Annotated in this window: 19 protein-coding genes and 1 pseudogene; 12 read left to right on the forward strand and 8 right to left on the reverse strand. The window is 73.8% G+C overall.

The window, feature by feature from the left end; translation table 11 throughout:
• Positions 1 to 15: 15 nt before the first annotated feature.
• Genes ACULK2_RS05045 through ACULK2_RS05065 form a run of 5 tightly spaced genes read right to left on the reverse strand, consistent with a single transcriptional unit; the run spans position 16 to position 5888 of the window.
• On the reverse strand, positions 16 to 1206 hold the full coding sequence (locus ACULK2_RS05045; protein WP_445968658.1) for an MFS transporter: 1191 nt from the start codon (positions 1204 to 1206) through the stop codon (positions 16 to 18).
• Positions 1207 to 1214: 8 nt separating this feature from the next.
• Complete coding sequence (locus tag ACULK2_RS05050; protein WP_445968657.1) at positions 1215 to 2732, reverse strand: aldehyde dehydrogenase (NADP(+)); 1518 nt, start codon at positions 2730 to 2732, stop codon at positions 1215 to 1217.
• Positions 2729 to 3841: a mandelate racemase/muconate lactonizing enzyme family protein gene (locus ACULK2_RS05055; protein WP_445968656.1), complete on the reverse strand. Its 1113-nt coding sequence runs from the start codon at positions 3839 to 3841 to the stop codon at positions 2729 to 2731. The genes ACULK2_RS05050 and ACULK2_RS05055 overlap by 4 nt, the downstream gene beginning before the upstream one ends.
• The gene (locus tag ACULK2_RS05060) at positions 3838 to 4836 is read right to left on the reverse strand and encodes a 5-dehydro-4-deoxyglucarate dehydratase (RefSeq protein ID WP_445968655.1); all 999 of its coding nucleotides are present in this window, start codon (positions 4834 to 4836) and stop codon (positions 3838 to 3840) included. The genes ACULK2_RS05055 and ACULK2_RS05060 overlap by 4 nt, the downstream gene beginning before the upstream one ends.
• Positions 4833 to 5888 (reverse strand): NAD-dependent epimerase/dehydratase family protein, encoded by a 1056-nt coding sequence (locus ACULK2_RS05065; protein WP_445968654.1) that lies wholly within the window; start codon positions 5886 to 5888, stop codon positions 4833 to 4835. Before ACULK2_RS05065 ends, ACULK2_RS05060 begins: the two co-directional genes overlap by 4 nt.
• A 201-nt stretch (positions 5889 to 6089) precedes the next feature.
• On the opposite strand from ACULK2_RS05065, the gene ACULK2_RS05070 reads away from it, so the two are divergent.
• Both ACULK2_RS05070 and ACULK2_RS05075 read left to right on the forward strand, forming a co-directional pair.
• On the forward strand, positions 6090 to 7118 hold the full coding sequence (locus ACULK2_RS05070) for a substrate-binding domain-containing protein (protein WP_501044966.1): 1029 nt from the start codon (positions 6090 to 6092) through the stop codon (positions 7116 to 7118).
• Positions 7115 to 8212, forward strand: a complete 1098-nt coding sequence (locus ACULK2_RS05075) for a M24 family metallopeptidase (protein WP_501044967.1) — start codon at positions 7115 to 7117, stop codon at positions 8210 to 8212. The genes ACULK2_RS05070 and ACULK2_RS05075 overlap by 4 nt, the downstream gene beginning before the upstream one ends.
• Before the next feature lie 159 nt (positions 8213 to 8371).
• On the opposite strand, the gene ACULK2_RS05080 is transcribed toward ACULK2_RS05075, so the two are convergent.
• Positions 8372 to 9076, reverse strand: coding sequence for a 4a-hydroxytetrahydrobiopterin dehydratase (locus ACULK2_RS05080; RefSeq protein WP_445970373.1), 705 nt, complete (start codon positions 9074 to 9076; stop codon positions 8372 to 8374).
• Between the two features lie 198 nt (positions 9077 to 9274).
• Between ACULK2_RS05080 and ACULK2_RS05085 the strand changes: the two are divergent.
• The 10 genes and pseudogenes from ACULK2_RS05085 to ACULK2_RS05130 all read left to right on the forward strand — a co-directional run.
• Positions 9275 to 9658: pseudogene (locus tag ACULK2_RS05085) on the forward strand (bleomycin resistance protein); the annotation flags it as partial.
• Positions 9659 to 10127: 469 nt separating this feature from the next.
• Positions 10128 to 11114, forward strand: coding sequence for a DUF6807 domain-containing protein (locus ACULK2_RS05090; protein WP_445970372.1), 987 nt, complete (start codon positions 10128 to 10130; stop codon positions 11112 to 11114).
• Positions 11111 to 11851 carry a cupin domain-containing protein gene (locus ACULK2_RS05095; protein WP_445970371.1) on the forward strand — a complete coding sequence of 247 codons (741 nt, stop codon included), beginning with the start codon at positions 11111 to 11113 and terminating at the stop codon, positions 11849 to 11851. The genes ACULK2_RS05090 and ACULK2_RS05095 overlap by 4 nt, the downstream gene beginning before the upstream one ends.
• Positions 11848 to 12954, forward strand: coding sequence for a Gfo/Idh/MocA family protein (locus ACULK2_RS05100; protein ID WP_445970370.1), 1107 nt, complete (start codon positions 11848 to 11850; stop codon positions 12952 to 12954). Before ACULK2_RS05095 ends, ACULK2_RS05100 begins: the two co-directional genes overlap by 4 nt.
• Complete coding sequence (locus tag ACULK2_RS05105) at positions 12951 to 13982, forward strand: glycoside hydrolase family protein (protein WP_445970369.1); 1032 nt, start codon at positions 12951 to 12953, stop codon at positions 13980 to 13982. The genes ACULK2_RS05100 and ACULK2_RS05105 overlap by 4 nt, the downstream gene beginning before the upstream one ends.
• A 115-nt stretch (positions 13983 to 14097) precedes the next feature.
• Positions 14098 to 15402 carry an ABC transporter substrate-binding protein gene (locus ACULK2_RS05110; protein WP_445970368.1) on the forward strand — a complete coding sequence of 435 codons (1305 nt, stop codon included), beginning with the start codon at positions 14098 to 14100 and terminating at the stop codon, positions 15400 to 15402.
• 69 nt (positions 15403 to 15471) lie between these two features.
• A complete protein-coding gene (locus tag ACULK2_RS05115) occupies positions 15472 to 16467 on the forward strand; it encodes a carbohydrate ABC transporter permease (protein ID WP_445970367.1) in 996 nt (331 codons plus the stop codon).
• Positions 16464 to 17387 carry a carbohydrate ABC transporter permease gene (locus ACULK2_RS05120; RefSeq protein WP_445970366.1) on the forward strand — a complete coding sequence of 308 codons (924 nt, stop codon included), beginning with the start codon at positions 16464 to 16466 and terminating at the stop codon, positions 17385 to 17387. Before ACULK2_RS05115 ends, ACULK2_RS05120 begins: the two co-directional genes overlap by 4 nt.
• A gap of 10 nt (positions 17388 to 17397) precedes the next feature.
• Positions 17398 to 18126 (forward strand): hypothetical protein, encoded by a 729-nt coding sequence (locus ACULK2_RS05125; RefSeq protein ID WP_445970365.1) that lies wholly within the window; start codon positions 17398 to 17400, stop codon positions 18124 to 18126.
• Positions 18123 to 19334, forward strand: coding sequence for an alpha-L-fucosidase (locus ACULK2_RS05130; RefSeq protein ID WP_445970364.1), 1212 nt, complete (start codon positions 18123 to 18125; stop codon positions 19332 to 19334). The genes ACULK2_RS05125 and ACULK2_RS05130 overlap by 4 nt, the downstream gene beginning before the upstream one ends.
• Positions 19335 to 19381: 47 nt before the next feature.
• Here the strand turns inward: ACULK2_RS05130 and ACULK2_RS05135 are convergent, their stop codons facing one another.
• Positions 19382 to 21778, reverse strand: a complete 2397-nt coding sequence (locus ACULK2_RS05135; protein ID WP_445970363.1) for a beta-galactosidase — start codon at positions 21776 to 21778, stop codon at positions 19382 to 19384.
• Positions 21775 to 23085 carry a cellulase-like family protein gene (locus tag ACULK2_RS05140; RefSeq protein WP_445970362.1) on the reverse strand — a complete coding sequence of 437 codons (1311 nt, stop codon included), beginning with the start codon at positions 23083 to 23085 and terminating at the stop codon, positions 21775 to 21777. The genes ACULK2_RS05135 and ACULK2_RS05140 overlap by 4 nt, the downstream gene beginning before the upstream one ends.
• Between the last annotated feature and the right edge of the window lie 313 nt (positions 23086 to 23398).

Raw genomic sequence — 23398 nt, forward strand, 5'->3', positions numbered from 1 at the left:
GCGCATCGACGGTCGTCACGACCCGGAGGCGGCCTGCTCGATGCCGTCGATGGCGGGTGCGCCCGCGGGATACGCGAGGAGCATCGCGCCGGAGGCGATCCAGACGACGCCGATCGCGATGATGAGCGTCTCGGCGCCGACGCCGGCCGCGAGCCCCGCGACCGCGGCGCCCGCGGCGGCGGCCGCGGCGCGAAGGCCCGCGCCGACCGTGAAGACCTGCGAGCGCAGCGCGGGCGGGCTCTGCTGCTTGCGGATGAGCAGCATGGCGGCGGCGCTCGGCGCGGTGAACAGCCCTGAGGCGCCGATCGCGGCGATCGCCCACGCCGGGCCGAGGTCGAACGCGGCCACGATCGTGCAGAGCCCGGTCGCGGCGAAGCCCCAGCCCATGACCCACTCGGGCGACCGGCGGGGCGGGCGGCGCGAGTTCCACAGCGCGCCGACGAGGCCGCCGATCGCGAACGAGGTCACGATGATGGCGCCCTCGCCGGCGTCGCCGCTGCGCGCCACCGACAGCGCGACCGCGGCGATCGCGAGCCCGCCCGAGCCGAACTGGCTGAGCGTGCCGCTCCACGTGATGACCGCGAGCGGGCGGTGCGTCGCGATGTGCCGGAATCCCGCGGCGATCGTGCCGAGGAACGACGGCCGCTCGTGCGGGGAGGCCGCGGCCGGGTGCAGACGCAGCGGCACCGTGCCGAGCGCGCCCGCGAGCGCGCTCGCCGCCATCACGATCGTCGCGATGCGCGCCGACCCGAGCGCCGCGGCGGCGGCGACCACGGCCGGCCCCGCGACCGCGCCGAGGTTGTACGCGAGCGCGTCGATCGCGTAGGCCCGCCGCTCGTCGGGGATCCCCTCGGTCACGAAGCTCGACAGCCCGCCGAAGACGAACGGCGTGACGATGCCCGCGACGACGAGTGCGATCGCGACGGCCCATGCCGGCACCGGGCCGAGGAAGGCCGCGAACGCGTAGGCGGCGGCGATCACGAGGCTCGCGCCCGCGACGAGCGCGCCGGGTCGGCGGCTGCGGTCGAGCATCGCGCCGGCGATCGGCGCCGCGACGATGCTCGGTCCGAGGGCGGCGGATGCCAGCAGCCCGCCGACCGCGACGCCGACGCCCTGCTCGACCGCGAGCACCGGGATCGCGATCGTGATCCCGCCGACGGCGAGCCGGGGCGGGGTCGCGGCGACGAGGTAGGAGGCGACGCCCACGCGGCGGCCTAGCGGGTCGGGAGTCGGAGCGCCCCGTCGACCCGCCGCGGGATCCCGAGCGGGTTCCCGTCGCGCAGCTCGGGCGGCAGCGCGGCATCCGGTGCGTCCTGGTAGGCGATGGGCCGGAGGAACCTGCGGAGCGCGCTCACGCCGACGGACGTGTGGATCGAGGTGGTCGACGGCCACGGCCCGCCGTGCTGCTGGGCCCAGCTCACGGCGACGCCGGTCGGCCACCCCGCGAAGAGCACGCGGCCGGCGACCTCCGAGAGGACCTCGACGATCGGCGCGAGCTCTTCCCCCGGTTCGGCGTGCACCGTGGCGGTGAGGCTGCCGCCGACGGACCGCACGGCGGCGAGGGCGTCGGCGACGTCCGCGTACTCGACGATCAGCGTCGACGGCCCGAAGCACTCGTGGAACAGCGCGTCCGGGTCCGCGATCACGGCCGCGGTCGTGGTGCGCAGGACGACGGGAGAGCCGGCGCCGGCCTGCTGCGCGGTCGGGTCGCCCGCGACCACCTCGACGTCGTCGCGCCCGGCGAGCCCGGCGACGCCCGACGCGAAGGCCGCGGCGATGCGGTCGGTCAGCATCGGCATCGGGTCGGCGGATGCCGCATCGAGCGCCGCGCGCACGCGCTCGCCGAAGCCCGAACCCGCCGGGACGAGCACCACGCCCGGGTTCGTGCAGAACTGACCGACGCCGAGCGTGAACGAGCCCGCGAGGCCGGCGGCGAGCTCGTCGGCGCGCGCCGCGATCGCGGCGGGCGTGATGAGCACCGGGTTGACGGCGCTGAGTTCGCCGTAGAACGGGATCGGGTCCGGGCGCTGCTGCGCGAGGTCGAAGAGCGCGCGTCCGCCGCCGAGCGAGCCCGTGAACCCGACGGCACGGATCTCCGGGTGCTGCACGAGCGCGACGCCGGTCTCGTGGCCAGTGACGTGCGCGAAGATCCCCTCGGGTGCGCCGGCGCCGACGAGCGCGTCGGCGACGATCTCGGCCGTCCGCGCGGACAGGCGCGCGTGCGCGGGGTGGCCCTTCACGATCACCGGGCAGCCGGCCGCGAGCGCCGAGGCCGTGTCGCCGCCCGCGACCGAGAACGCGAACGGGAAGTTCGATGCCCCGAACACGGCGACCGGGCCGAGCGGGCGCAGCATGCGGCGCAGGTCCGGTCGCGGCGGGATCGTCGCGGCGTCGGGGTGGTCGACGGTCGCCTCGAGGTACGAGCCCTCGAGGATCGCGTCGGCGAACAGGCGCAGCTGCGCCGTCGTGCGGGCGACCTCGCCGGCCAGGCGCGCGGTGCCGAGGTGCGTCTCCCCGTCGGCGATCGGCACGAGCTCGTCGCCGGCGCCGTCGAGCGCGTCGGCCGCGGCGCGGATCCAGGTCGCGCGCTCGGCGGCGGTCGAGGCGACCGTGACGGCGAACGCGCGGCGGGCGGCCGCGGCGACCGCGTCGAGCTCCTCGCGCGTCGTGTCGCGCGGCGCGGCGCCTGCGGTCGCGGCTGCGGTGAGGTCGGGGGCGGCGGTCTCGGTCACTTGTCCTCCGTGGGTGGGACGGATGCCGCGGCATCCGTCGGCTCGTCCGAAAAGCGTACGCCGAGGCCGGGCTGCCCGGTCGTGGACGCCGTGGCGCCGGAGACGGCGACGGGCGACGGGGTGGCGAGTGCGCCGAGCGCCTCGAACGAGGCGTCCTCGACGGACTCGACGAGGTGCTCGCCGGGCAGCGCGAGCGCGAGCTGCGCCGAGAGCTCGAGCAGCAGGTGCGGCGCGAGGCCGACGCCGCGATCGGCGGCGAGGTGCGCGATGCGGAGGAACGGCGTGATGCCGCCCACGCGCACCGCGTTCGGCTGGACGAGGTCGACCGCCCCGGCGTCGATGAACTCGGCGAAGCGGTGGCGGGTGTGCAGGTTCTCGCCGAGCGCGACGGGCACCTCGATGCGCCGGCGCAGCTCGACGTGCGCGGGCAGGTCGTCGGCGCGCAGCGGCTCCTCGATCCAGGCGAGGTCGAACGCGGCCAGCTCGCCGATCGCACGCTCGGCCTGCTCGAGGCTCCAGCGCTGGTTGGCGTCGATCATGAGCGCGCGGTCGGGACCGAGCAAATCGCGCACGGCGGCGATGCGCTCGACGTCGCGCTCGAGATCGGGGCTGCCGACCTTGACCTTGACGGCCCCGAAGCCGGACTCCACCCAGCGCCCTGCCTGGGCGACGAGCTCGTCGAGCGGGTAGTGCAGGTTCACGCCGCTGCCGTAGACGGTCGCGGTCTCGTGGCGGCGGCCGATCAGGTCGGTCAGCGTCCGCCCGGCGCGCCGGCCGGCGAGGTCCCACAGCGCGAGGTCGAGGCCCGCCATCGCGATCGTCGTGATGCCGCCGCTGCCGCCCTCGTGCAGGTGCCTCCACATCGGCTCCCAGAGGCCGGATGCCTCGGCCTCGCGTCCGAGCGCGAACTCGCGGATGTCGTGGTCGAGGTGCGCGCGAACCGCCGCGGCGCCGATCGTCGGCGTCCACGAGAAGCCCCAGCCGACGGCGCCGTCGGAGTCCTCGACCGCGACCTCGATCACCGAGAGGTCGCGCACGTCCGGTCCCCACGGGCGGAGCAGCGGGATGCGGATCGGGCGCGTCGCGATGCGCGCGATGGTGGCGGTCACCGGGCGGACGCCTCCGTGGCATCCGCTCGCTCGCCCGACGGGCACGTCGCACCCTCCGGTCGCGCCCCACCGAGCTCGGCGAGCGCGAGCCCGCAGTCGAGGATCGCGGCGAGCCGCTGCTCCTGCTCGGGCGTCGGATCGACGAGCGGCGGGCGCACCGAGCCGACCGGCAGGCCGCGCAGGCGCAGCCCCGCCTTGATGAGCGACACCCCGAAACCCGGCGTCTCGTCGCGCAGGCGCACGAGCGGCGTGTAGAACTCGCGCAGCAGCGACATCCGCGTCGTCTCGTCGCCGCCGACGTAGGCGCGGTAGTGCAGCCCGGCGAGTTCGGGGATCATCGCGAACGCGGCCGACGAGTACAGCGGGATGCCGATGCCGCGATAGGCGCCCTGGCTGAGCTCGGCCGTGAGCAGGCCGTTGAAGAAGGCCCAGTCGACGCGGCCGGCGGCCTCGGCCGCGAGGACGATCTCCTGCGCGAGGCCGATGTCGCCCGTGCCGTCCTTGAAGCCGACCACCTTCGGGTGGGCGGCGAGGCGCGTGACGGCGTCGGCCGTGTAGCGGGCCGTGCCGCGGTGGTAGACGATCACGGGCAGGTCGGATGCCGCGGCGACCGCCTCGACCCAGGCGACGAGTCCGTCGGTGGTGCCCGAGACGAGGTAGGGCGGCAGCAGCAGGAGGCCGTCGGCGCCGGCGTCGGCCGCCCCGCGCGCGAGCTCGATCGCATGGCCGAGCGGCCCGCCGGCGCCGGCGATGACGGGAACGCGCCCGGCGACCACGTCGACGCTCGCGCGCACGACGTCGATCGCCTCGCGCGCCGAGAGCGCGTGGAACTCGCCCGTGCCGCACGCCGGGAAGACGCCGCCCGGGCCGAACGGCAGTCGCGTCTCGAGGTGCTCGCCGAGCACGTCGAGGTCGACGCGCCCTTCCCCGTCGAACGGGGTGACGGGGAAGAAGAGCACGCCGTCGAAGTCGAGGCGTCGGTCGGGGCTGGTCATGCGGTCCTCGTTCCGGTGGTGGTGTTCGTGGCCGTCGGGCTCGCTCCCGCGCCTTCGGCCGAACGGGCGGTCTCGCGACGAGAGCGCGGGGCGTCGGGTGCGCGCCCGTCGATGGATCGCGCACTCGCGGCCGTGGTGGTCGCGGGTGACGGCACGGGTGCGGGGGTGGCGGGCGCCGTGGCGGCGAGCTCGGTGCGCCAGTCGCGCGCGGGGGCCCAGCCGAGGCGGTCGTGCGCCTTCGCGATCGAGAACACCGGGGCCGTGCCGGTGAGCGCGTCGGCGGCGGGTCCGAGGCCGGGCGCGTACTCGCGCCACAGCTCGGCGACAGGGCGTTCGGTCATCGCGTCGGCCGCACCGACGAAGAAGCCCTCGCCGTCGATCGCGTCGGAGGGCGCGGCGAGCCAGGCGTCGACGAACCCGGCGACGTCGCGCGCGTCGACGTAGTTGAAGAGGCTCACCGCGGCGAGCGCGGGGTCGGCGAGCCGTTCGGCGACGGTGTGGCCCTGCTGGGTCGGTGCACCCGCCCACTCCTCGGGCGAGATCACGTAGCAGGGACGGAAGAAGCCGTACGCGCCGGGCGCGGTGCGCGCGAACATCCGCACGCTCTCCTCGATGACGACCTTCGAGAGCGCGTACGCGTTCGCCGGCTCCAGGGGGTGGGTCTCGTCGATCGGCACCGCCGCGGCCCGCCAAGCGGGGGAGGAGTACCCGATCGGCGTCGGGCTCGACGCTGCGAGCGCGCGACCCACCCGAGCGGATGCCGCGGCCGCGAGGACGTCGTGCGCGAGCGCCGCGTTCGTGAGCAGGATGTCGCGCTCGGGCGCGCTGAACGGCACGGCGATCCCCGCGAGGTGCACGAGCGCGTCGGGTCGGAGCTCGTCGAGCGCCTCGGCTGCTGCGCCGGGCGCGGAGAGGTCGACGGTCCGTTCCGAGACGCCCTCGAGGCCGACCGGGGCGCGATCGAGGCCGACCACCTCGTGGCCGGCTGCGGCGAGCCCGGTCGCGAGCGAACGGCCGAGGCGGCCGGACGATCCGGTGACGACGACGCGCATCCAGGCTCCGTTTCACGATGCTGAGAAACCGATTTCTCGACGACAGCCTAAGCGAGGCATGATGACTCGGGCAACTCGATCGCTAGACTGAGGAACCGATTTCCCGGCCCGCACCCGCGTGCCGGCCGAAAGGGCACGCCACGGCTCGAACCGCGGCGCGAGCGTCGCGCAACGCGCGCCGCGGCATCCGGAAGGGGACGCATGGGCGACCGCAGCAGGGGAGTGACGATCTCGGACGTCGCCGCGCACGCCGGAGTGTCGCCGGCATCGGTGTCGCGCGTGCTGAACGGCAGGGCGAGCGTCGACCCCGACATCGTGCGGCGCGTGCAGGCGTCGATCGCATCGCTCGGGTACGCGCCGAGCGCCACGGCGCGCAGCCTCGTCAGCGGACGCAACACGACGGTCGCGATGGTCGTGCCCGACCTCGAGAACCCGCTGTTCCAGGGCATCCTCAAGGGCCTGAGCCTCGCGGCCGCCGCCGACGGCTACCGCGTGCTCGTCGCCGACACCGCCGAGCGCGTCGACGACGAGGAGACCACGGCCGTCGAGGCGCGCCACCGGTGCGACGCGCTCGTGCTGTGCGCGCCGCGCATGCCGGAGGCGAAGCTGCGCCGGCTCGTCGAGCGCGTGGCGCCCGTCGTGGTCGTGAACCGCCCGCTGCCCGACCTCGCCGTGCCGATCGTGGGCGTCGACTACGTCCGGGGCATCCGCGACCTCGTCGACCATCTCGTCGGGCTCGGGCACCGGCACCTCGCCTACGTCTCCGGCCCGGAGACGAGCGCGTCGAACGCCGAGCGCCTGCGCGGGGTCGACGAGGCGCTCGCGATGCACCCCGGCGTGCGGATCGACCGCATCGGCGGCGGGTCGCGACCGCAGGACGGCGAGGCCGTGGCTGAGGAGGTCGTCGACGCGCACCGATCGGGCGTGACCGCGGTGCTCGCGTTCAACGACCTCGTCGCGCTGGGCCTGCTCACGCGGCTCCGCGAGCTCGGTGTCGACGTCCCGGCCGAGCTGTCGGTCGCGGGCTTCGACGACGTGCCGATGGCGCGGTACGCGACGCCGCGCCTCACGAGCATGTCGGTGCCGCGCACCGAGATCGGCGCGCAGGTGTGGGCGCGGCTGCGCACACTCATCGCCGGCGGGCCCGTCGAGCACACGGTCCTCTACCGGCCGCGGCTCGAGGCCCGCGAGAGCACGGCGGCGCCGGCGACGGTCGGGCCGTCGTCGTGAACGGGCCCGCGCCCGTGGCATCCGGGCTCGGCACCGATCGCGCGGCCAAGCGCGCCCGCGTGCTCGACCTGCTCGACCGGAGAGGCGCGTCGGCGCTCGTGCTGCGCTCGCACTCCGCGGTGTCGTGGTACCTCGACGGCGCGCGCACGCACGTGTCGCTCGCCGGCGACCCGATCGCGGCGGTCGTCGTGCGGCCCGCCGGCGACACGCTGTACGTGTTCGCGAACGAGGCCGACCGCATGCTCGACGAGGAAGTGGGAGACCCGTCCGACCTCGAGGTGGTCCGGGTGCCGTGGCACGAGCCGCTCGTGCCGCCCGATGGCACGGCGGGCACCCTCGACGAGGCGGCTGCCGCAGCCGACCTCCGCTCGGCCCGCGCGTCGCTGCTGCCCGCCGAGCTCGACCGCTACCGCGTGCTCTGCCGCGAGGTCGCCGAGGTGATGACGGATGCCGCGCTCGCCGCGTCGCCCGACGACCCCGAGACCGCGGTGGCCGGGCGCCTCGCGGGCGACCTCGCCGCGCGCGGGATCGATCCGCTGGTGACCCTCGTCGCCGGGCGTACGCGGATCGGCCACCGGCATCCGCTGCCCGCCGGCTCGCCGCTCGGCGACCGCGCGATGCTCGTCGTCTGCGGCCGCCGACACGGCCTCATCGCGAACGCCACGCGCTGGGTGCGGTTCGCCCCTGCCGACGCGGCCGAAGCGGATGCCACGCGCCGCATCCTCGACGTCGAGGCCGCGTTCCTCGATGCCAGCGTGCCCGGCGCGACGCTCGGCGAGGTCTTCGCGGCCGGCACCGCCGCCTACCGTTCGCACGGCTTCGACGCGCACGAATGGACCCGGCACCACCAGGGCGGCGCGGCCGGCTACGCCGGCCGCGACCCGCGCGCCGTGCCCGGCATCGCCGCCGTCGTGCAACCCGGCCAGGCGTTCGCGTGGAACCCGACGGCGCCGGGCGCGAAGGTCGAGGACACGGTGCTCGTCGGGCCGGGGGGCGTCGAGGTGCTGACGGTCGACCCGCGGTGGCCGGCGGTTCGCGTGGCGGGTCGCGATCGGCCGGGCGAGCTGGCGCGGCACGCGCCGACGTCGCGCTGAGGGTCCGGGTCCTGACGACACCCCGGTGCCCGAGCCGCGCAGCGGCCGCTCCCCGGGATCGCGGTATCCGAGTATCCGTGCATCGGCACCGGCCATCGCCATCCGACGCGAGGCCCCGTCGCGCTCGTCGTCGAAGCGTCGACGATCCGAACCGACGACTCAGCCGCCTGCCGCGGCCGCATCGATGCAGATGACTCCGGTGTTGCCGTCCTGGTCGGCGATCACTGTGAGCGACGGGGCGTCGCTGTCATCGACGACGGTTCCACCCGCGGCGACGGCGGCGGCGATCCGCTGCTCGAGCGCCTCGGGCGCCACGTACACCTCGAGGTGGAATCGCTGCCGCGTGGCAGGGTCCCCGTCGGCCTCCCCGAACCAGAGGTTCGGCACCCGCCCGGTGGCGTCGCGGATCTCGTCGCTGGGGGACCCGTGGCCCCGGGCCTCGGCGTTCCCGGTCAGCAGCGCGGCCCACACCGGGGCGATGGTCGCCGACGTCACGGTGTCCAGTCCGAGCTCGACCTCGCTGACCGAGCTCGGGTCGGCGTCGAGGCCGTGGGCGGCGGCGATCTCGGTGATCCGTCGCGCGAGGTCGACGTCCTGCCGGGTGACCCATTCGACGATGTGCTCGGTGCCCTCGTCGTCGCGGTAGACGGCGTCCGCGCTGACCGATTCGAGGTCGACGTACCCGCTGCCGATCGCCACGATCGGGTGGTGTCCGAGCGCATCGCCCGCCTCGCCCACGGCCGCGACGAACCGCGCGGCGGTCCCGAAGTCGTCGACCAGGTAGCGCGCATGGAGCCCCTGCGCGAGCTTGCGCCAGTCCGTCAGGTGGGCGGCGGCGATCTGCTCGCCTCGCAGCATGTCCATGTTCGGGAACCTCTCCGTCCTCGCCGGTGGCGACACGGCCGATCGTGCCACCGGCGGGGCGTCGCGTCCACCCTCTTCGCTCGCGGCCGCCGACGGGTCGGGTCTCGACCGCGAAGAGCTCCGGTCGCGCGAACGCCTGCCTCCTGAGCTGCGCGGTCCCGGATGGCCGTCGACGCGGTTCCGCGGCACAATGCGAAGATGTCCGACGCCGTCCGTGATCGTGCCGTCCCGAACCTGCCGTCGAGCGACCTCGACGCGACCGAGGCCTTCTACTCGCGCATCGGCTTCGCGAGGAGCTTCCGTGACGACGGCTGGATGATCCTGCGGCGCGGCGACGTCCAGCTCGAGTTCTTCCCGGCGCCCGGCCTCGACCCGGCGGCGAGCGCGAGCCGGTGCACCCTCCGCGTGGGCGACGTCGACGAGCTGGCGGCATGCATCGTCGCGGCGGGCGTGCCGATCGCCGACACCGGGTTCCCGCGGCTCCACGAGGTGCGCCCGCAGGAGTGGGGGCTCAGGGCCGGTCACCTCGTCGACCCCGACGGCAACCTGCTGACGCTGATCGAGGAGCGGTCTGCGGCCGGTTCCGTGGATCCGGACTGGATCGAGCATCGGCGCGGCGTCGACGGCGAGCTGCTCGGGTGGATGGAGCCGGCCGGAGAGGGGTTCGTCGTGATCGACCTGCTCGGGCGTCCGCGGACCTCGGCGCTCGACTGGCTCGCCGCGGAAGAGGCGCTCGAAGCGCTCGGCATCGGCTACCTGGGCGATCCGTACGAGCTCGAACTCGAGTCCGGCGAGCGGCTGCGCGTGCGCATCACCGAGGCGTCGCCCCGCGGCATCCGCGTCAAGAGGGAGGACTGGGGCGCGATCGGCGTCGGGGCGCCTCGCCGGTTCTTCGCGCTCGAGTTCCCGGCGCCCGCGAGGCTGCAGCCGCTGGTGCGCGGACAGGGGTGACGGTGTAGGCTGGGATAGCGCTTTCCCACCTGCGCGGGCGAGGGCCGGAGCCAGCCGCGCGCACCGCATCACGGATCGACGACGACCCAGAAGGAGCCCGATGCCCGACCTCCGCATCGACCGCGACGACGACCGCCTCACGATCCGTGCGGGCGACGACGTCCTCGCCGAGTACGTCTTCCGCCCCGACCACCCGACCTTCGAGTCGCCGCGCCCGTACCTCAGCCCGATCCGCACGCTCGCGGGCGAGACCGTGAGCCTCTATCGCCCCCACGACCACGTCTGGCACAAGGGCATCGCCTGGTCGCTCCCGGTCGTCGGCGACGAGAACTTCTGGGGCGGGCCGACGTTCGTCCGCGGCGAGGGCTACGTGCAGCTGCCGAACAACGGCGAGCAGCGTCACGTCGCGTTCGAGGTCGACGACGACGAGACGACGGATGCCGCGGCCGGCGGCCGCACCGACGACGACGGCGTCCGCGTGCGCGAGCGGCTCGGCTGGGTCACCCAGGCCGGCGAGACGATCTTCGCGGAGGAGCGCACGCTCGCTGCATCCGTTCTCGGTGACGACGCCTGGCTGCTCGGCTTCGCGACCGCGCTCACGAACACGACCGGCCGCGCGATCCCGATCGGCTCGCCCACGACCCGCGGCCGCGAGAACGCGGGCTACGGCGGGCTCTTCTGGCGTGGCCCGCGCTCGTTCATGGGCGGGCAGGTGCTGGCCCCGGGCGTCGCCGGCGGCGACGAGCTGCGCGGCACGCGCGCGCCGTGGATGGGTTTCACCGGCCGCCACGACGAGACGAGCACGGCCTCGACGATCGTGATGGTCGACGACCCGGGCAACGTGCAGCACCCGCCGCAGTGGTTCGCGCGCAGCGAGGAGTTCGCGTGCCTGTGCCCCGCACCGTTCTTCAGCGAGGAGCACGTGATCGAGCCCGGCGCGACCATGGCCCTCCGCTATGGCGTCGTGATCGCGGACGGCGCGTCCGACCCCGAGCGCGCGGCCGGGCTCGCAGCGCGAGCTGCCGAGCGGCTGCCCGCGCTGCTCGGCCCCGCGACCGCGACCGCGGGCAGCGGGGGCGCGCCGTGACCGAGCCCGTGTTCCCCGGCGCGACCTCGGTGAGCGCCCTCGAGGTGTACGACGGCGTCGCGCCCGACGGGCTCGCCGGCGGCACCCCGCACCTGCACCTCGTCTCGGCCGAGGCGTACCTCGTCGTCGCAGGCCGTGGCCGACTGCACACCATCGACGGCGGGGGCGCCTTCGCCGAACGCTCGCTCGCGCCCGGCGACCTGGTCTGGTTCGCGCCCGGCGTGATCCACCGCGCGATCAACGACGGCGGTCTCGAGGTCCGCGTCATCATGCAGAACGCCGGGCTCCCCGAGGCGGGCGACGCGGTCATGACCTTCCCCGACGACGTGCTCGCGGACCCCGAGCGGTACGCGGATGCCGCGGCGCTGCCCGGCCCCGAGGCATCCGACGGCGACCGGCTCGCCGCCGCGCACGGGCGCCGCGACCTCGCCGTCGCCGGCCACCTCGCGCTCTTCGGCGACGACGGTGCCGTCGACCCCGATCGCCTCGCACGCCTCCACGCCCGCGCGGCGGCCCTCGTGCGCCCCCGTGTCCCTGAGTGGCGCGCGCGCTGGGGGGCCGGCGCGCTCGCCGTCGCCCGTGAGACCGGTCGCCGCCTCGACGCGCTCGAGAGCTCGGGCGACCCGGGCCTCGCCGAGGCGCGCGTGGCCGAGGCTTCCGTCGCCCCCGCCTTCGGCATGTGCGGGCGACTGCAGCGCTACGACACGACGAACGACCACCGACAGGGAGAACGATGACGACCCCAGACCGCCCGACCACCCCGCTCCGCGCCGTGATCGTCGGCACCGGCGCGATCGCCGACGCGCACGCGCAGGCGCTGCGGGCCACGCCCGACGGCGATCTCGTCGCGGTGATCGACCGCGACCTCTCCCGCGCGCAGGCGTTCGCCGACCGGTGGGGCCGCCCCGCCGTCGCCGATTCGCTCGACGAGCTGCTCGCGGCCGGCGGCGTCGACGTGCTGCACGTCTGCACCCCGCCCGGCGTGCACGCCGGGCAGGCCATCGCCGCGCTCGACGCCGGCGTGCACGTCGTCTGCGAGAAGCCCGCCGCGCTCTCGCTGGACGAACTCGATGCGATGACGGATGCCGCGTCCCGCAACGACCGGCGCCTGGCCGTCGTGTTCCAGCAGCGCACCGGCACGGCCGCGGCCCATGTCAAGCGGCTGCTCGAGTCGGGCGCGCTCGGGCGCCCGCTCGTCGCCACCTGCCAGACGCTCTGGTACCGCGACCCGGCCTACTTCGCGGTGCCGTGGCGCGGCAGATGGGCGACCGAGGGGGGCGGGCCGACGCTCGGGCTCGGCATCCACCAGATCGACCTGCTCGCGTGGCTGGTCGGCGACTGGACGAGCGTGAACGGCCAGCTGTGGAAGCTCGCGCGCGAGACCGAGATGGAGGACGTCTCGACCGCGACGATCGCGTTCGAGAACGGCGTCGTCGCCTCGGTGATCACGAGCGCCCTCTCGCCGCGAGAGACGAGCTCGATCCGCATCGACACCGAACTCGCGACCGTGACCGTCGACCACCTCTACGGCCACGGGCACGAGCACTGGCGCATCACGCCGGCGCCGGGCGTCGACCCGGCGGTCGTCGACGGCTGGGCCGAGCTGCCGGCCGACGAGGAGCCGAGCGGCCACGACCCGCTCGTGCGCGACATCTACGCCGCGCTCCGTTCGGGCGCGCCGCTGCCGTCGACCGCGACCGACCCGGCGCGCTCGTTCGAGATCGTCACGGCGATCTACTCGTCGGCGACGAGCGGGCGGACCGTCACGCGGGAGGCGCTGCGCGACGACGCCGAACGGATGCGGAGCCTCGAGAGCCCGGTCACGGATCTCCGGAGATGATCGGGGGCGCGCGCGTCGAGGGCGACGTCGCCTCGGTCGGCCCCGAGGCATCCGCGGCCTTCGTCGAACCGCCCGACGACGACGCCCTGTTCCACGACCCCGTCCACGACGGCGCGACCGACCCCTCGGTGATCCGGCACCACCTCACGGGGGAGTGGTGGATGCTCTACACCCAGCGCCGCGCGGCGGTCGACGAGCCCGGCGTCGCCTGGGTGCACGGCAGCCGCATCGGCGTCGCACGCTCGATCGACGGCGAGCACTGGGGCTACGCGGGCACGCTCGACGACCTGCAGCTCGGCGACCCGGCCGCCGGATGGCGTGAGACGCACTGGGCGCCCGAGGTGATCTTCGACGGCGAGCGCTACCGCATGTACCTCACGGTGATCGACGGCGTCCCGGACCGGTGGGAGGGGCACGCGCGCCGGATCGTCGAGTACGCGAGCGACGACCTCGCGCACTGGCGTCTCGTCGGCGAGGTGCCGCTGGGCTCCGATCGCGTCATCGACGCGTGCGTCGCGCCGTGCCCCGACGGCCTGTGGCGGATGTGGGTCAAGGACGAGGCGGACCACTCGACCACCCGGGTCGCGGCGAGCCCCGATCTCGCGCCCGGATCGTGGCGCGTCGAGGGTCGGGCGATCGGGGGGCGTCCGCACGAGGGTCCGAACGTGTTCGAGCTCGGCGGCTGGTGGTGGCTGCTCGTCGACGAGTGGCGCGGCATGGGCGTGCACCGCTCGGCCGACGCCGTCCACTGGGAGCGGCAGGGCGGGCCGGACGACGTGATCCTCGGCGAGCCGGGCGCGCGGCGCGGCGACGCGACCTTCGGGCGACACGGCGACGTCGTCGTCGAGGACGGCCGAGCCACCCTGTTCTACTTCACCCACCCGGAATGGGACGGCTCGGAGCTGGGGTCGACGGATGCCGCGGCCGCGCGCCGCAGTGCGATCTTCGCGGCGCCGCTCGCGGTCGCCGACGGCGTGCTGACGTGCGATCGGGATGCGCCGGCGCATCTCGGTTCGATCACGGATTGAAACGATTTTCCGCTCCGCATTGACCCGGCGGGCCGATGGGGCTACATTTGGGGAAGCGCTTTCCCAGCGCAGCGCATTGCACCAGGCAGACAGAGACGTTTCCGGGAGGACAACGATGTTCAAGATCCGTACCCGCCGCGCGGCGCTCGCCGCCGTCGCGGCCACAGCCAGCGCGGCGCTCGTGCTCACGGGCTGCGCCGGCGGAGGCGACGAGCCCGCGGCGACCTACGACCCCGACGAGGAGGTCACGCTCAACTTCGCCTTCTGGGGCAACGACGTCCGCGCCGAGATGTACGAGCAGGCGATCGCGGCGTTCAACGAGGAGTACCCGAACATCACGGTCAACTCCTCCTTCCTGGGCTTCCCCGAATTCTGGGAGAAGCGCCAGACCGAGGCCGCCGGTGGCGGACTGCCCGACGTCATGCAGTTCGACTACTCGTACCTGCGCCAGTACTCCGAGAACGGCCTGCTCCTCGACCTCGAGCCGTATCTCGGCAACATCATCGACACCGAGCCGCTGAGCGAGAACATCCTCGGCATCGGCGTCGTGAACGGCGAGACCACCGGCATCCCGACCTCCACGAACGCCTGGGGCATGTACACCAACCCGAAGCTGCTCGAGGAGGCCGGCGTCGACGAGTTCGCCGGCGGAAGCTGGGAGGACTACAACGACTGGATGGCCGAGGTGACCGAGGCCGGAGGCGGCGACCTCTGGGGCGGCACGGACTGGACCGGCCGCATCCAGAACTTCGAGGTGCAGCAGCGCGCCAAGGGCGAGGACCTCTTCACCGAGGAGGGCGAACCCAACTTCACCGAGGAGGACCTCGCCGCGTTCTGGGAGCAGGGCTCCGAGATCCGCGAGGACGGCACCGTGATCACCCAGCAGCGCCTGGAGGAGACCTACCCGCTCTCGGGCTTCGACTCCGCGCTCACGGCGAGTGAGCTGACGTGGGACAACTTCGGCGCCGGCTACCTGGGCAACCTCGGCGAGGGCTTCACCGAACTCGGCCTCGTCGCTCCGCCGGTGACCGAGGAGGGTGCGCAGGACCTCTACCTCAAGCCGTCCATGCTGCACTCCATCGCCTCCACCACGGAACACCCGGAGGCGGCCGCGACGCTCCTGAACTACCTCGTGAACGCGCCCGAGGTCGGCGAGGCCTTCGGTACCAACCGAGGCATCCCTGCGTCGGAGACCCAGCTCGAGGGCGCGGAACTCGACCCGCTCGGTCAGCAGATCGCCGACTACGAGGAGTCCATCGCCGACCGCCTCGGCGACGCCCCGCCCGTGCCGATCGTCGGCTACGGCACCCTCGAGGAGAAGTTCCGCCTGCTCGGCACCGAGCTCGGCTTCGGCACCCTCACCGTGGACGAGGCCGTGGAGCAGTTCTTCGCGGAGATGGACGTCGTCCTCAACCAGTAGGGATCGCCCGGGTCCGGGCCGCACGGCCCGGACCCGAGTACCCTCGGCACGGAACCCGGGAGAGAGACCATGAGCACCACCCTGACGAGAGCGATCGTCACGGCCGACAAGGAAGGCCGCCCGCGCCTCCTCGGCCGTCGCGGCCCCGACACCCCGACGCGGCACGGACTCAAGCTCCGCAACCGCCGCGAGACGGCGACGGGCTACACCTTCCTCCTCCCGTGGATGATCGGCTTCCTCGGCCTGACCCTCGGGCCGATGATCTACTCGCTGTACCTCGCGTTCACGAAGTACAACCTGTTCACCGAACCCGAGTGGGTCGGCCTGGACAACTTCGTGCGCATGTTCACGGAGGACCCGCAGTACATCCAGTCGGTGCAGATCACCCTCGTCTACGTGCTGGTCGGCACCCCGATCAAGCTGGCCGCGGCGCTCGCGGTGGCGATGCTGCTGAACTACCGCGACCGCGGGTCCACGTTCTTCCGGTCCTCGTTCTACGCCCCGTCGCTGATCGGCGCGTCGGTCTCGGTCGCGATCGTGTGGCGCGCGATGTTCTCCACCGACGGCCCGGTCGACAACACGCTCTCGTTCTTCGGGATCGAGATCGGCGGCTGGGTGGGGAACGTCGCCCTGGTGCTGCCGATGATGATCCTGCTCGCCGTGTGGCAGTTCGGCGCCCCGATGGTGATCTTCCTCGCCGGCCTGAAGCAGGTGCCCAAGGAGCTCTACGAGGCGGCCGAGGTCGACGGGGCGGGCCCGATCCGAAAGTTCCGGTCGGTGACGTTCCCGATGCTCTCGAGCGTCATCTTCTTCAACCTGCTCCTGGAGCTGATCAACGCGTTCCAGGTGTTCGCGTCGGCGTACATCATCTCCAACGGGTCCGGCGGACCGGCCGGCATGACGAACTTCTACACCGTCTACCTCTACAAGCGCGGCTTCGCCGACCTGCAGATGGGCTACGCGGCCGCGATGGCGTGGGTCCTCGTGATCGTCGTCGCGATCATCGCCGCCATCCTCTTCAAGACCCAGAAGTCGTGGGTCCACTACGCGGGAGACAACCGATGAGCACCTCCACCATCGAGCAGCCCCGGGCCGAGTTCCTCGAGGTCGAGCTCCAGGAGCGCGGCGACAACGGCCGGAGCCGCATCAAGCGCAAGACGATCAACACGATCATCTGGTTCGTCGTGCTGGCCGCCCTGACCGCGATCGTGCTCTACCCCCTGGTGTGGTTGTTCGTCGCGACGTTCAAGCCCTCCAGCGAGTTCGGCCAGAACCCGGGCCTGATCCCCGACAACCCCACGATCGACAACTACTTCAAGGTGCTCGAGGGCATCGCGGGCGTGCCGCTGTGGCGGTTCTTCGCGAACTCGACCTTCATCGCCGTGATGGCCGTGATCGGCACCCTGTTCTCGTCGGCGCTCGCCGCCTACGCGTTCGCCCGCGTCCAGTTCAAGGGCGTCGGGATCCTGTTCGCGGCGATGATCGGCACGCTCCTGCTGCCGTTCCACGTCGTGATCATCCCGCAGTACATCATGTTCCAGAAGCTCGAGCTCGTGGACACGTACTGGCCGCTGATCCTGCCGAAGTTCCTCGCGACCGAGGCGTTCTTCGTGTTCCTGATCGTGCAGTTCATCCGCAACATCCCGCGCGACATGGACGAGGCGGCCCGCATCGACGGCGCCGGCCACTGGCGCACGTTCTTCTCGATCATCCTCCCGCTGATCAAGCCCGCCCTGATCACCAGCGCGATCTTCACGTTCATCTGGACGTGGAACGACTTCCTCGGGCCCCTGCTCTACATCAACAGTCCCGAGGAGTACCCGCTGCCGGTGGCGCTGCGCCTCTACAACGACCAGACCTCCACGTCGGACTACGGCGCGACGGTCGCGGTGTCGTTCCTGGCCCTGCTGCCGATCCTCATCTTCTTCATCGTCTTCCAGCGCTTCCTCGTCGACGGCGTCGCCACCCAAGGACTCAAGGGCTAGGAGCGAACGGATGTCTCGGGCAGGCGGTCGCACGGATCGCGCCGCGCGTCGCGCCGAGCGGTCGGGCTCCGGCCCGGTCCGCTCGGGCGCGGCCCCCGCGCGCTTCCCGGGTGCGACGAGCGCGTTCGGGCTGCTCGGCGAGGTCCTGCTCGTGGGCGTCCTCGTCGCGCTCGTCTCGATCCCGGTCGTCACGCTGCCCGCCGCGCTCGCGGCGGGGGTGCGGCACCTGCGGCGGTACCTCCTCGCGGAGGACTCGCGGCTCGGGATGTTCTGGAGCGACCTCCGAGCGGGTCTGGTCGGCGGGATCGGCGTGGGCGCGGCATCCGTCGTGCTCGTGCTGGTGCTGCTGCTCGACATCGACCTCGCGAACAGCGGCGCGCTGCCCGGCGGCCCGGTCGTCGCGGCGGTCGGATGGCTCGGCCTCGCCGCCGTCGCGCTCGCGCTGTTCACGGCCGCCGGACTCTGGACGCCGCGGCTCGGCTGGCTCGGTGCCCTGCGCGCCGCGCCGCGCTCGGTGACCGGCGACCCGGTCGGGGCCGCATACCTCGTGGCATCGGCCGTGTTCGCGGTCGTCGTGACCTGGCAGTTGTTCCCGCTCATCGTGCCGGCGCTCGGATGCGTGGCGCTCGCGATCGTCGCCGTGCCCGAGCGGCCGCGGCGGCGCGGGCGCGGCGACACCGGCGCAGACGGCGGCGGGCGCGACGAGCGGGGCGCCGAGACCTCCGACGGCGCCGAGTGAATGCGTCGGGGCGGCCGCTGCCGCAGTGGGCGCGCGACGCGAGCCTCGGTATCTTCGTGCACTGGGGCGCCTACTCGGTGCCCGCCTGGGCCGAGCCGACCGGAGCACTCGGCGCGGTGCCCGACGACGAGTGGTTCGCGCACAACGCCTACGCCGAGTGGTACGCGAACACGATCCGGCTCGAGGGATCGCCCGCGGCGCTGCACCACGCCCGCGAGCACGGGGGCCGGCCGTACGAGGCCTTCCTCGACGAGTGGCGCGCCGAGGCGTACGACCCCGCCGACTGGGCGCGCCTGTTCGCGTCGATCGGCGCCGACTACGTCGTCCCGACGACCAAGCACCACGACGGCCTCGCGCTCTGGGATGCGCCCGGCTCGGGCGACCTGACGACCGTGGCGCGCGGCCCCGGTCGGGACCTCGTCGCGCCCCTCGCCGAGGCCGTGCGCGGCGAAGGCCTGCGCTTCGGCGTCTACTACTCGGGCGGGCTGGACTGGGCGTTCGCCGACCTGCCGCCGCTCCGCTCGAGCGAGGACGTGGCGAGGATCCGCCCGACGGACGCCGCCTACGCCGCCTACGCCCACCGGCACGTGACCGACCTGATCGATCGCTTCCGCCCCGACCTCATCTGGAACGACATCGACTGGCCGGATGCCGCGAAGCGACCGGGCCCCCACTCGGTCGACGCGTTGCTCGGGCACTATCGCGCGGTCGTGCCGGACGGCATCGTGAACGACAGGTGGGGCGCCGACGTGTGGGACTACCGCACGAGCGAGTACGACCACGACAGCCACCACGAGGCATCCGTCGGCTGGGAGCACTGCCGGGGCCTCGGCTTCTCCTTCGGGTTCAACCGGGTGGAGGACGCCGCGCTCACCCTGTCGCCGCGCGAGCTCGCCCGGCTCTGGGCCGACGTCGTCGCGCGCGGCGGGCGGTTGCTGCTCAACGTCGGCCCCGAGGCGTCCGGTCGCCTGCCCGAGGTGCAGCGCCGCACGCTCGAGGGCGTCGCACCGTGGCTCACGGCCGTCAAGCCGCACACGCTCGACCGCTCGATGCTCGCCGAGGGCGAGGTCGAGGTCGACGTGACGGATGCGCCGTGGTGGCGCGCCTGGCGGACGCCCGAGCGCGTCGTCGTGGTGGCCGACGGACCGGATGCCGCGGCTCGCGCCGCCGACGGCTCGCCGGTGCTCGTGGTGCCGCTGCCCGCCTGACCGGGCCCACTCGAATCGAGACGCTGCTCGTGTTCGCGTGACGTGCGTCAGCGGATGGCGCGCCAGACGGTCGAGCGGAGGCCGGCGAGTCGGTCGAGCGAGCCGAGCGGGCCCTCGTGGGCGCGGCGGCGGGCCGCGGCGGCCGCGGGGAGGTGCATCTCGGCGTCGGGGTGGAGCTGGAGGATGCGGAGCTCCACCGCGGAGCCGGAATCCACGCGGGCGGCATCGAGGTCGACGAGCCAGGGCGTGCCGTCCCAGAAGCGGTCCGCGACCGTGCGGCCGTCGACCTCGAGCGTCGCGACGTCGCCCGCCCACTCCACGAGGAGCGTCCGCATGACGCCGGTCTCGGGCCCGCCGAGGCCCGCGAGCGGGATCCGCACCGCGAGCCGGTCGAGGTCGTCGGCGGTCGGAGCCGCCCGGCGCGCGGGTTCGCCGCCGAAGGCCGCGCGGGTCCGGATCGGGTCCCACCGGACGACCACGGTGTGCCGCACCGGGAGGCGCTCCGCCTCCATCCCGTCGAAGGCGACCTCCGTGAAGCCGCCGTCGGTCGGACGGTAGCGCCCGACGACGGGCGGGCGGTCGGATCGGGCGGCGAGCACGCCGCCGTCGACCCAGAGCGGGGAGCGCGAGCGCAGCAGCATCCGCTCACCCGACGGGGCGTCGAGCACCCACACCTCGTCCGCCCAGGCGGCGGGCAGGATGAGCACGTCGAGGGCGGTGCGGTCGTCGCGGAGACGATGGAGGCTCGGGCGGTCGTCGGCGCTCGCGTCGAGGACCATCGGCATGCTCGCGCCCTCAGGTCGCGCCGAGAGCGTCGCCGGAATGCCCGCCTCCGCGAGGAGCACGAGCGTCGGCGCGTCGTCGGCGGGTCCGGCCTCGAGCATCGTCAGCACCGACGCGGTCGCCCACTCGACGACCGCGCCGCCGAGCGCCAGCCCGAGCGGCCAGCGCGCCACGGTGCCGGCCGGGATCGTCAGCGGCGGCCGCGCGGCCGAGGGCACGACGGTCGAGCGGGAGGCGAGCTCGATCTCGAACCGCACGCCGTCCACCGCCTCGAGCTCGTCGAAGGGCTGGTGGTGGCCGATGAACAGGAAGCCCGCATCGCCCTCGGACCTGACCGCCCAGCGGAGCGTGTCCCGATCGTCGTCGCCCCGGGGCATTCGCTCCGGCAGGCGCGACGGCATCGGGGCGAGCCGGTCGCCGAAGGCGGCGATGGCGGCGTGCTGGATCCGCAGCGCCGCGTGGCTCGGTGCGAGCAGGCCCGCTGCGCCGATCGGCGCGTGGAAGTCGTAGTCGAATCGCGGCAGGTCGTTCGGGTAGCCCGTCGCGAGCGACTCCTGCAGGTCGTCGCCGGGGTTCAGCCCGCCGGCGTACATGTAGTAGCCCTGCCAGTTCGAGCCCGACCCGAGCTTGGCGTTCGCGACGGTCGCGAGGTCGAGCGCGGTCGGCAGTGGTCGGCGGTGGTACGCGGCCGCCATGCCGCCGCCGAGCTCGCACGTGGCGATGGGGAAGTCGGCGGATGCCGCGGCGCCGCGGCGCGGGGTGTCGACGGCGTCGCCGTCGGGCGTCCGGGCGGCGTCGCCGTCGGACGCGCGGGCGGCGTCGCCGTCGGCGGGGACCGCCCCGTCCTCCCGAGCCCCGCGCACGTCGGCCCCGATGCCCGGGTCGTCCCAGTCGTGCGAGAACCGGACGTGCGCGCGGAAGCTCGACGGCCACGGCGCATCCGCGTCGACCCAGAACCCGTCGGCGTACCCGCCGAACACCGGCATCACGACGTCGGCCGGCAGCCGGGCGTCGTCCCACGCGGTCGCCGTCCAGATCGGTGCCGAGAGCCCCGCCCCGCGGGCGAGGTCGACGAGCGTCGCGAGGTGCCCCGGCCGGTCGATGAGCTCGTTCTCGACCTGGATGCCCACGATCGGCGAGTCAGGCCCGCAGAGCGGGGCCAGTTCGCGGCCGATCGCCCCGAACCATCCGCGCACCAGCTCGAGGTAGGCGGGGTCGTCGGTGCGATGGGCGACGGATGCCGCGGACACCCAGTCGGGGAAGCCGCCGCCGCGGACCTCGCCGTGGCACCACGGCCCGATGCGGACGACCACGTCCAGCCCGACCTCGGCGGCGAGTCGCACGAACGCCGCGAGATCGAGCCCGTCGTAGAACCCCACGGTGCCGCGGACGGGCTCGTGATGGATCCAGATGACGTACGTCGAGACCACCGTGACGCCGCCCGAGCGCATGAGCTGCAGCCGCTCGCGCCAGTGCGCCCGCGGCACGCGCGAGTAGTGCAGCTCGCCGGAGACGGGGATCGCGGGCCGGCCGTCGACCTCGACGTGGCGGTTCGTGAGTGCGACGCGATCGTGGCGGTCGCGTTCGTTCGACATCGGCGGCCGGGCGAGCGGCGACCGCGGCTCGCCTGCGGCGAGGCGCAGCGGCATCCGCTCGGTCACCGGCCCGCCTCGGCGACGAGCCCGGTCATCCGGCGCTGCCAGTCGACGTCGGCCCACATCGGATGGTGCGGCGCGGCGTTCGAGCAGGCGACGACGCCCCACACGCCGTTCGCGAGCGCGGTGCGGATCCCGTGCTCGGCGAGCTCGAGCCCGAAGCCGGTCTCCTCGAAGCCGCCGTCGCGCGGCGTGTAGCCGACCCAGCCCTCGCCGATCACGGCGGGCACCTCGCGCCACCTGGCCCACTCGGCGACGGCGATCACCCGCGACTCGACCTCGCGCCGCATGACCTCGCGGTAGGGCTCGAGGTGCTCGGAGAGCCAGCCGTCCCACTTCACGGGGTCGATCCAGTCGTACCCGTAGATCATCCGGTCGGTGACCACCGTCGCGTCGAGTTTCCAATCGGCGGGCCGGCCGTACTCGTCGAACGTCGGTGCGTCGTCCCGGAGGAGTGCGCGCAGATCGGCGTTCGGGAAGCCCTCCGTGCCCTCTGAGCGGATGTCGATGCGCTGCTGCAGCGCGTCGAGCACGCCGTAGGAATACACGTGGAACTGCGCGACGTCGAGCGCCCGGGAGACGCGATGCATCGCCAGGTGCGGCGGCTTGCCGTAGCTCACGGTGAACAGCCGGCCCGGATGGCGCGAGCCGAGCCACCCGAGCACCGCCTCGGCGCCGCGTTCGATCGGCGGCAGGATCGAGAAGTCGAACTCGTTGTGCAGCTCGGTGAACGCGATCGCGTCGCCGAGGCCGGCGTACTCGAGCTCGGCGAGGAGCCGATCGAAGGCGTCGCCGAGCGCCTGGTCGCGCTCGTCGAGCGGCACCGCATCGATCGCCCGGAACCACGCGGGATCAGCGGCGAACGCGGGCGTCTGCTGGTACTCCCAGCTGGAGAGGATGACGCGAACGCCGTGCCGCATCGCCGTCTCGACGAGCTCGAAGAGGCGGGCGCGCACGTCGAGGCGGTACCCGCCCGGTGCGTCGTACCAGCGAGTCCGCCGGCCGTAGTACCCGCCCGTCGGGGCGGAGCCGAGGCCCTCGACCTCGAGGTCGCGTGCGAGCGCGTCGAGCCCGAGCGTGCCGGCGACCAGCAGGGGAGCGGCGCAGATCCGGACCGCGTTGTAGCCGCGGTCGACGGTCTCCGCCATGGCACGATCGAGGTCCGCGAACGGCTCGCCGCGGCCGGCTCGCGTGATCCAGGAGAAGTCCCAGAGGCAGATCGCCAGCCGATCCGGCAGGTGTTCGGGGACGATGCCGGTCAGGCCGGGGTCCGGACGTCCGCCGAGCGGCGTTCCGAGGTAGCGACCGCTCACGCCGCGCTCACCTCCCCGCGTCGGCCGGCGGCGGCGAGGTCGGCTCGGCCCGCCGACGCGGGATCCGGCAGCTGGATGCGACCGTGCAGGGAACTCACACCAGTGAGCGTAGGCGGGTCGGGGCGTCCCCGCCCATGGTCGATGACGGACGATGCAGGGGCGAACCACGATCCGGCCGCGGCGCCGCGCTCGCGTCCTGACGGATCAGGCACGTTCGCTCCGCTGTTGACGACGGGAACGGTGCACGCTACAGTGCGGGGAAGCGCTTTCCCAAGGAGTCCACGGAAGCAGCGCCCACCCCCACACCCCCAGC

The organism is Agromyces molybdatiresistens (genome assembly GCF_052748445.2).